Annotated in this window: 7 protein-coding genes and 1 pseudogene; 2 read left to right on the top strand and 6 right to left on the bottom strand. The window is 62.8% G+C overall.

The annotated features are described in order from the left end of the window. Window positions 1–23: 23 nt before the first annotated feature. The 6 genes and pseudogenes from RBB46_RS23130 to RBB46_RS23155 form a co-directional block, all read right to left on the bottom strand. A complete protein-coding gene (locus tag RBB46_RS23130) occupies window positions 24–1,235 on the bottom strand; it encodes an AGE family epimerase/isomerase (protein WP_336623190.1) in 1,212 nt (403 codons plus the stop codon). A gap of 69 nt (window positions 1,236–1,304) precedes the next feature. Continuing rightward, a complete protein-coding gene (locus RBB46_RS23135; protein ID WP_306031434.1) occupies window positions 1,305–2,804 on the bottom strand; it encodes a phosphomannomutase/phosphoglucomutase in 1,500 nt (499 codons plus the stop codon). Between the two features lie 66 nt (window positions 2,805–2,870). Continuing rightward, window positions 2,871–4,292, bottom strand: a complete 1,422-nt coding sequence (locus RBB46_RS23140; RefSeq protein WP_306031435.1) for a mannose-1-phosphate guanylyltransferase/mannose-6-phosphate isomerase — start codon at window positions 4,290–4,292, stop codon at window positions 2,871–2,873. 425 nt (window positions 4,293–4,717) lie between these two features. After that, a complete protein-coding gene (locus RBB46_RS23145; RefSeq protein WP_306031436.1) occupies window positions 4,718–6,352 on the bottom strand; it encodes a hypothetical protein in 1,635 nt (544 codons plus the stop codon). Beyond that, window positions 6,349–6,483: a hypothetical protein gene (locus RBB46_RS23150; protein ID WP_306031437.1), complete on the bottom strand. Its 135-nt coding sequence runs from the start codon at window positions 6,481–6,483 to the stop codon at window positions 6,349–6,351. The genes RBB46_RS23145 and RBB46_RS23150 overlap by 4 nt, the downstream gene beginning before the upstream one ends. A 158-nt stretch (window positions 6,484–6,641) precedes the next feature. Then, a pseudogene (locus RBB46_RS23155) lies at window positions 6,642–6,981 on the bottom strand (integrase core domain-containing protein); the annotation flags it as partial. A 137-nt stretch (window positions 6,982–7,118) separates the two neighbouring features. Between RBB46_RS23155 and RBB46_RS23160 the strand changes: the two are divergent. Continuing rightward, a protein-coding gene (locus RBB46_RS23160; RefSeq protein WP_306031438.1) for an IS3 family transposase occupies window positions 7,119–8,275 on the top strand; the annotation gives its coding sequence in 2 pieces (ribosomal slippage) (window positions 7,119–7,371 and window positions 7,371–8,275; 1,158 coding nt in all). A gap of 7 nt (window positions 8,276–8,282) precedes the next feature. After that, window positions 8,283–8,750 (top strand): hypothetical protein, encoded by a 468-nt coding sequence (locus RBB46_RS23165; protein ID WP_306031439.1) that lies wholly within the window; start codon window positions 8,283–8,285, stop codon window positions 8,748–8,750. Window positions 8,751–8,823 lie beyond the last annotated feature (73 nt).

Consider the following 8,823-nt stretch of genomic DNA (forward strand, 5'->3'; position numbering starts at 1 on the left):
CCCGCGTCGGGTTCAGAAGCACGTCATGCGCCCGGGGGCAGCCCTGCCCCGTCTGCCACCCGGTCGAGTTCCGAGATCGCGCAGACGATGTGGTAGAGCGAGCTGGCCGGAGCCGGCTCATCGACGAAGCTGCCGTCCGCGCGCAGCTTGTCGCGCCACAGGCCCGGCGGGTCGACGGCGAGATAGGCCTCCAGCGCGGCGACGGCCTTCAGGGCGTCGGCGGCACGGGCGGCTCGGGTTTCCTCGTCGGGCGCCTCTTCCATCATCACGAGCGCGGCCTTCATCCACTCGGTCTGGGCCCACAGGCGCGCTAGCGGGTCGAGCGGGGAAAAGTCGTCGCGCAGTTGCATGATCGCGACCCCGCGATCCGGGCAGATGCCATGCCCGGAGGCGATGGCGAAGAGACGCGAGGCCGCGGAAAGCTCGTCCCGACGGTTGCGAGAGCGCGCCCACATGGTCAGGAGCCAACACCATTCGAACTGATGGCCAGGCTCAATGATGCGCCCCTCCCGGCCCGGGGCCGGCTGCCAGTCGGCGTCGAAGAACTCCCGCAGGGCGCCTGTCGCGGGATCGATGAAGCGGGTGAGCGCCAGTTCCGCGATGCCATCGGCCATTTCCCGCCAGCGCGGATCGTCGGAAACGGCCTCCCAGGCCAGCGCCGCCTCGAAGAGATGCATGTGCGGATTGGCCCGAAGCGGCAGGCGACGCGGCACGTCCTCCTCGAAACCGCCCGAGGGATGGGCAAGACGGGCGAAAAGACCGTCGCGCAGGCGTGCGGCTTCCCGCGAGAGACGCAGGCGCATGCCATCGACGCGGCCGGCCACATGCGCATAGGCGAAGAGCGCGAAGGCCTGGTCGTAAAGGTCGAAGGATCGCGGTCCGCCTTCACCCTCCGGCGACGGCAGGCGCAGGGTGGCGTCGGTGCAACGGAAGTCAGCCTGGAACGCGGCGAGACCGCGCATCGCGACACCCTCCGCATCGCCCGGCCAGCCGAGCCGCGCGCCTTCGACAAACGCATAGACCTGCCTTGGCGGCACGCGCGGGCGCGCCGGGGCCTCACCCGGCCGGGCCGTGCCAAGGGCGAGGCTTTCGGCGAACCGCCCGTCCGACGCATCGACGCCAGCGCGCGCCCACAGTGGCAACGACACGCCCGTCAGCCAGCCGGCCAGGCGGTCGCGGGCCGCCGCGAGCCCCGCCCGCGGGTCGGGCGAAGCGTGTTGCGAGCCTGGCGTCACCTGATGCTCCTCCCCTCATGTCCACGGCGCCGGACTGTCGGCCGAGACGCCGGCGCCGAACTGTCGGCGCTACAGGGTCTGATTGTACGCGCCCACTTCCGGGTTCTCGCGCAGGATGGCGTCGACCGCCTTGAACATCTCCCGCAGGCGGGCATCCGATGCCGGGCTCTCGATGACGACGACAAGTTCCGGCTTGTTCGACGACGCACGCACCAGTCCCCAGGTGCCGTCCTCGCAGGAGACGCGAACGCCGTTCACCGTCACCAGGTCGGTGATCGGGTGGCCGGCGAGCGGCTCGCCCTTCTCGTGCATCGCCTTGAACCGGGCGATGACGCGCTCGACGACCTCGTATTTGATCTCGTCGGCGCAATGCGGCGACATGGTCGGCGAGCCCCAGGTCTTGGGCAGGGCACGGCGCAGGTCGGCCATGGTCTTGTCCGGGTTCCGGTCGAGCATGTCGAGGATGGTAAGTGCCGAGACAAGGCCGTCGTCGTAACCGCGGCCGATCGGCGCGTTGAAGAAATAGTGGCCCGACTTCTCGAAGCCGACCAGCGCGCCGATCTCGTTGACCCGCCGCTTCATGTAGGAATGGCCGGTCTTCCAGTACTCCGTCACCGCGCCGTTGCCCAGAAGCACGGGATCGGTGTTGAAGAGCCCCGTCGACTTGACGTCGACGACGAAACGGGCGCCGGGGTGCAGCGCGGACAGATCCCGGGCCAGCATGACGCCGACCTTGTCGGCGAAGATCTCCTCGCCCTCGTCGTCGACAACACCGCAGCGGTCGCCGTCGCCGTCGAAGCCGAGCCCCACCTCGGCACCGGTCTCCAGCACCTTGTCGCGCAGGGCATGAAGCATCTTCATGTCCTCCGGATTGGGGTTGTAGCGCGGGAACGTGTGGTCGAGCTCGCAGTCGAGCGGGATCACCTCGGCGCCGATGGCCTCCAGCACGCGGGGGGCGAAGGCACCGGCGGTGCCGTTGCCGCAGGCGGCGACCACGCGGATCGGCCGCGACAGCTTCGGCCGGTCGGTCAGGTCTGCGATATAGCGCTCCGGGAACCCCTCGACGAAACGGTAGCTGCTGCCGGTCCCTTCCCGGAACGAGGCGGTCAGGACGATCTCCTTGAGCCGGCCCATCTCGTCCGGCCCGAAGGTCAGCGGGCGGTCGATGCCCATCTTCACACCGGTCCAGCCATTGTCGTTATGCGAGGCGGTGACCATGGCCACGGCCGGCACATCAAGGGCAAACTGGGCGAAATAGGCCATCGGCGACAGGGCGAGACCAATGTCGTGGACACGGACGCCGCCGGCCATCAGGCCGGAGATCAGCGCCATCTTGATCGAGGCGGAATAGCCGCGGAAATCGTGGGCGACGACGATATCAGGCCGTGTGCCGCGCTCGTGCATCAAGGTGGCGATGCCCATGCCGAGCGCCTGGATCCCCATCAGGTTGATTTCTTTTTCAAACAGCCAGCGCGCGTCATATTCGCGAAACCCGGTGGCCTTCACCATCGGCTGGGATTCGTAGGCGTAGGTGTTCGGCTTCAGCTCGGCAACGGGGACTGGCAGCATGAATTGTCCTCAAGGTCTGGGCGTGCGGGTGTCGAGGGCCTCGCACATCGTTCAAAAACTCGTCATTCAATCCGGCGAAACAGGGGCGGCGCTGTCCGAATAACGGACGATATCGTCATCCCCTATATAGGCACCGGACTGGATCTCGATGACACGGGCGGGGACCCTGCCCGGATTGGCGAGCCGATGGCGCGCACCGACCGGCACATAGGCCGACTGGTTCTCCGTCATCAGCCGCATCTCGCCGTCGATCTCGATGGCCAGGGTGCCCGACACCACCACCCAGTGCTCGGCGCGGTTGACATGGCTTTGCAGCGACATGCTCTCGCCCGGCTTGATCTCGATCTCCTGAACCTGGAAGCGCGTACCCTTGGCGATCTCCTCGCGCCAACCCCAGGGCCGGTGGAGACGGCGATGCTCGCGCGTCTCCCGCCGGCCTTCCGCCTGCAGACCTTCGACGACCGCCTTGACGTCCTGGGCATGGCCCTTCTCGGCGACCAGCACCGCATCCTTGGTGGCGACGACCATGACATGATCGAGGCCGACGACGGAGACCAGCGCGGCGTCGCTGACCACCAGATTGTCGCGAGCCTTGACGAACCGCGCCTCGCCCAGAACGCTGTTGCCGTCCTCGCCCTTGTCCAGCGCCTCCCATACCGCAGACCAGGAGCCCAGGTCGCTCCAGCCCGGGTCGGTCGGCACGCAGGCGATGCGGTCGGATTTTTCCATGATCGCATAGTCGATGGAAATGTTCGGAACGGCCGTGAACAGCTCCTCGTCGAGACGGAGAAAGTCGAGATCGCGGACAGCACTGCCAAGCGCCGCGCGCACGGCGGCAAGCACGTCCGGCGCATGGCGCTCGAACTCGGCAATCATCGTGGCGGCGGAAAACAGGAAGATGCCGGCATTCCACACATGCGCACCGTTGGCCAAAAAAGCCCGGGCGCGCTCAAGGTCCGGCTTTTCGACGAAAGCCTCGACCGGGCGCACGGCCGCCTCGCCGCCATCCGCCAGGCGGATATAGCCGTAGCCGGTGTTGGGTTCGGACGGACGAATGCCGAAAGTGACGATCTTCCCGGCACGCGCGGCCGGGGTCGCGAGATCGACGGCGCGGGAAAAGGCCTCAACGTCGCGCACCAGGTGATCGGACGGAGCCAGCAGAACCAGTGCGTCCGCGTCCCGCGCCTGCGCGACCAGGGCGGCAATGGCGGCCGGGGCCGCGGTGTTGCGACCGACAGGCTCAAGCACGATCGTCGCCTCGGAGAGCGGCGCGCCGACCTCTTCCATTTGCTCGCCGACAAGAAACCGATGCTCGGCATTCGTAATCACGATGGGGGCTGCGTAGGTGCCGCCAGGAAACCGGCCGAGCGTCTTCTGGAACAGGCTCTCGCCCTCGAAGATCGGCAGGAACTGCTTGGGCCGCGCCGAGCGCGACAGCGGCCAAAGCCGCGAACCGGACCCGCCGGACAGAATACAGGGGATGATCACGCGCGCTCTCTCGTCGACGGAGGCAGGCCAGGGAAAGGGCATGCCGTGCAGTGTTGTGCCAAACCCCATACTGACAGGAGGTTAACCCGAAAGACAGGCGCTGCAAAACGGCGCCGGCTCCCTCATATCAAGGACCGGCAGACACCAAATCATGGCCGGCCTGCCTGCCCGATCTCCGGGAGCCGTCTGAACAATCTTCCCAGCCCTTTGCTTAGGGAAACTGACCTGTTTGCCCAACTCACCGACTTGGGAGGCGCCAACACCGTCCCCCCGCCCCTAACCATCATGCGCTCTCCATCACGTGAACGGCGCATCTAGGGACAGCTGAGCAAAACGGCGATGCGTCACTCGCCTTCCTCCGTCACCGATATGTCGGCCGCCCAATCATCCGGCGTTTCAAGGTTGCATCTCAGACCAACCGCATCTCAGTATTTCTTGCAGCCAAAAAACGCAGCTGTATCTCCAAGGGAACTGTTGATCCAGCCAAGTCCGTTTAGGCCAGCACACGGATCATGTTTCGGTGCCGGCTTCGACAAATCGCTCCCCCCGCCAGCAAGGGCGCCAAACAACGCCAGTCCGCCAACGATAGCAGCAACGGTCAGCGCCGTTCGTTGGTCATCACGTCGAATGATTTCCGCTGACAAAAACTCGAACAGCTTCTCAGCTTCACTGGCATTGGCTGGAGCACGGCGCGAGCCTTGACGCTGTTCTTTGCCAATGTACGGCCACAACGTGTCGTAGGCGCGGTCATTATACGGGTTCTTGAGAGTGTTTTCGAAGCCTGGCTGTTGAATCAAATAGGTGGCGTAGGCAACGCTTTCTGCATATCTCAGTTTATTGTGATCAAACTCAAACAGGACATACTGCCGCTGCTCAGGGCTCAGCAGTTTGATATTTGCCAACAGGTTGAAGAGTGCCGCCGCCGAGTAGTGACGTTGCTCCTGAACAATCTCCCACCATTTTTCAATCGCCGTTTGCGTATCACCTGTTGCGGACTGCCCGTAGAATTCAAGCAATGCAACGATGTTCAGTGCCTGAGCCCAGATTTCCCGTCGCTTGTAAAAATCCTCGCGTGCCGGATCCGCGAGAATACTGAGCAACTCCCTGTTAGACGGGCTCAACTCGGCTCCCAGTTTTACCTTTTCTCCAATCTCGTCCAACGAAGCCGCATACTGCCGGTAAGGCCCGGTCTTGGCGCCATCATTCTCAATAGCTGCAATAAGTTCGCTGTAATCCTCCATCAGCGGGGGCTTGCCGTTGTAGGCCCTCAAAATTGGCAGGATATATTTCTCTATGTCGTTCTGGGCGACAGTTGGTCGAACGCACGCTTGCCGAGTGGTGATAGTCTCAGCATTGTCGACTTTGGTCGAACGCGCAAAAGCGACAGCAAACGCAAACAACACATCACCCCTCCCAGCCTTGGCCAGCTTGAAGAGCTCAGCTTCGAGATCGTTGCGGGGCGCGGCACCGCTGAGTACCGCCGTTCTGCACCCCTCCAACGTCCTGATAAATGCCGGTATATATCCCTTCAACGAGTACTGCCAGAAATAATACCTTTGCCTGCGCTTCGAAAAAAGAGCCTTATAGTCGTCAGAAAGCTGACTATAGCAATACCCATTCTTGCACCAGTAATATCGATCTTTTATTTTCTTTACGTATCGCCGAACAGCCTCTTCAATCTCCTTTTCCCTTGAGAACATGTGGTACAATGCAAAATCATGCGCATTGATGTCCCGAAGTCTAATATAACTTTTAAGGACATTCTCAAGTCTGTCATCGGTCGCAACACCGCCAGACAAATGCGCGCGAAATGTCCAATAAAGCAATTGCGGGTCACTCGGCGCCGCGGCGCGCGCGCGCTCGCACCATTTAATGGCTTCTTGTGAGTCGATCAGATCCACAACCACACCGACGTTCGATGCCCCTGTCAGAAATGGATCTGCCGCGAGAACGCGGCATTTCTCGTAATCGCTGAGCGGCTGCTGGGCCTGAACAGAGGGCACGAGGGTCGTCCAGCTCACACAACCCGCGACAAACGCCGAAACAAACCTTCTGATCATTGCAACCTCCCCCCATACTTCAGCTTCATCAATTGCTCGATGAAGTTTCGCAGCGCAAGCCCTTTCACCACCAGCAGAATTTCCCTTTGGCAATCAAGCCTACCTGCCTGTTCGACGTTGATGACGAACAATCAATTTCTTTAGAACTTGTTCGCTATCGAGATTTTGGCAGCGACCGAGGAATTCATCAACAAAGTCATTGAGAAACGCCCGTGTTGCCGAAGCGATGAGAGGTGGCCCCGCCTGGTGAGACGGTTAGACGGCTTGGCTCAGGTGGATCGGGGTTGTTTTATGCCGCCAGTTGCTCCGTCATTTCCGCCGTAACATAGGCCTCGTCGGGTGTCCTGCCGGCGAAGGTCGAGTGCGGGCGTCGCCGGTTGCAGTAGTCCATCCAAGAACCGATTCCGCTGCGGGTCTCGCTTCCGATCTAGAAGGTGCTGAGGAAGACGCACTCGTATTTGAGATTGCGCCACAGCCGCTCGATGAAAAGCGTTGTCCATCCAGCCGCCGCGCCCGTCCACGGAAATGCGGTTGCCAGCGCCCTTCAGCGTCGACATGAAGGCGAGGCTGGTGAGCTGGCCCCCTTGGTCGACGTTGAAGATGTCGGGCCTACCGTGGCGGAGGATCGCCCCAAGCGACGATGAGCCGGTGCGAAACCGCTAGCGGATACCGTCGGTCACCCGGCGATCATCGACACACTTTGACCTGCCACTGAGTTTTTCCTCCACCTGGAGTTAGAGTCCGGCCTCGATTGAAGGACGGACAGATGAAGCGGAAGCGGTTCACGGAAGATCAGATCATTGCGGTTTTGCGCGAGCATGAGGCGGGTGCGAAGGCGGGCGACCTGGCCCGCAAGCACGGTGTCAGCGAGGCGACGCTGTATAACTGGAAGGCGAAGTATGGCGGCATGGACGTGTCCGACGCCAAGCGCCTGAAGGCTCTGGAAGACGAGAACGCGAAGCTGAAGAAGCTGCTCGCCGACCAGATGCTGGAGGCCGCGGCTCTGAAGGAGCTTCTGTCAAAAAAATGGTAGGGCCCGCCGCCAGGCGCGAAGCCGTCGCGCATCTGCAGGCCGTCATGAGCCTGTCGGAACGGCGGGCCTGTTCCATCGTCGGCGCCGATCGGAAGATGGTGCGCTACCGGTCCTGCCGGCCGCCGGAGACGACGTTGCGCGGCAGGCTGCGCGAGCTTGCCAACGAGCGCCGACGCTTCGGCTATCGGCGGCTGTTCATCCTGCTGCGGCGCGAGGGCGAGCCGTCGGGGATCAACCGCATCTATCGGCTCTACCGGGAGGAAGGGCTGACGGTTCGCAAACGCCGTGCACGGCGCCGGGCTGTGGGCACGCGAGCGCCGATCCTGGTCGAGGCGCGGCCGAATGCGCGATGGTCACTCGACTTCGTGCATGACCAGTTCGCCTGCGGGCGACGCTTCCGGGTGCTGAACATCGTCGACGACGTCACGCGGGAATGCCTGGCTGCGATCCCCGACACGTCGATCTCCGGCCATCGTGTCGCACGCGAGCTGACCGAACTGATCGGCCGTCGCGGCAGGCCGGACATGATCGTTTCGGACCACGGCACCGAGTTCACCTCGAACGCCATCCTTGCCTGGTCGAAGGACCACCGAGTGGAGTGGCACTACATCGCGCCCGGCAAGCCGATGCAGAACGGCTACATCGAATCCTTCAACGGGCGGATGCGCGACGAGCTGTTGAACGAGACCCTGTTCTTCGGCCTCGATCACGCCCGCAGTGCCATTGCCGAATGGAGAGAGGATTACAACACCGCGAGGCCACATTCCTCGCTCGGCTACCAGACCCCGGCGGCCTTCGCCGAGGTCCTCACCGCAACCGGTTCGCCGGTTGCCCAACCCGCGCCTCGCGGCGTAACACAAACAGCCGAGGCTCTAATCGCCGCTGGATGAAAGTTCAGTGGCAGGTCACTTCGCCCTCAAATATGAAGGGCTCGACCTTGCCGTTCTCAAGAGCCTGTTCCTCAAGGTTGGTCCTAACCCGATCACAGCTATCGTGCACGACAAGCCAACCGGCACCTACGCAAGGCGTGTCTGGTTTCTCTATGAATGGCTCACAGGGGAAGCGCTGGACCTGCCCGATGCCCGGACCGGAAAATATGTCCCTGTGCTTGACCCCGATCTGCAATGGGGCATCGAAGGGGAAACCGTTCCACGCTACCGGCTACGGAACAACCTGCCCGGCACCCCGGCGTTCTGTCCGCTGGTCTTTCGCACAAAGCGGCTGGAAGACTTCATCGCCGAGGGCCTTGCGCAACGCGCCAGAGACATCGTGGCCGATATACCGCGCGATGTGCTCGCCCGCACCGCCGCCTTCCTGCTGCTCAAGGATTCCAAATCCAGCTACGCGATCGAAGGCGAAAGGTAACCGGCCGGGTTGGGCCGCCTTTCGGGGCGCGTGCTGACGTGTAATGACCGTCGTTATTGGCGTCGTTTTTGAC

Source organism: Stappia sp. MMSF_3263, from assembly GCF_030733745.1.
Taxonomy (GTDB): domain Bacteria; phylum Pseudomonadota; class Alphaproteobacteria; order Rhizobiales; family Stappiaceae; genus Stappia.

Bases quoted from the DNA above. Each gene is read 5' to 3' on its own strand.
- RBB46_RS23145 (WP_306031436.1), bottom strand. From the start codon at position 6,352: ATGATCAGAAGGTTTGTTTCGGCGTTTGTCGCGGGTTGTGTGAGCTGG.
- RBB46_RS23135 (WP_306031434.1), bottom strand. From the start codon at position 2,804: ATGCTGCCAGTCCCCGTTGCCGAGCTGAAGCCGAACACCTACGCCTAC.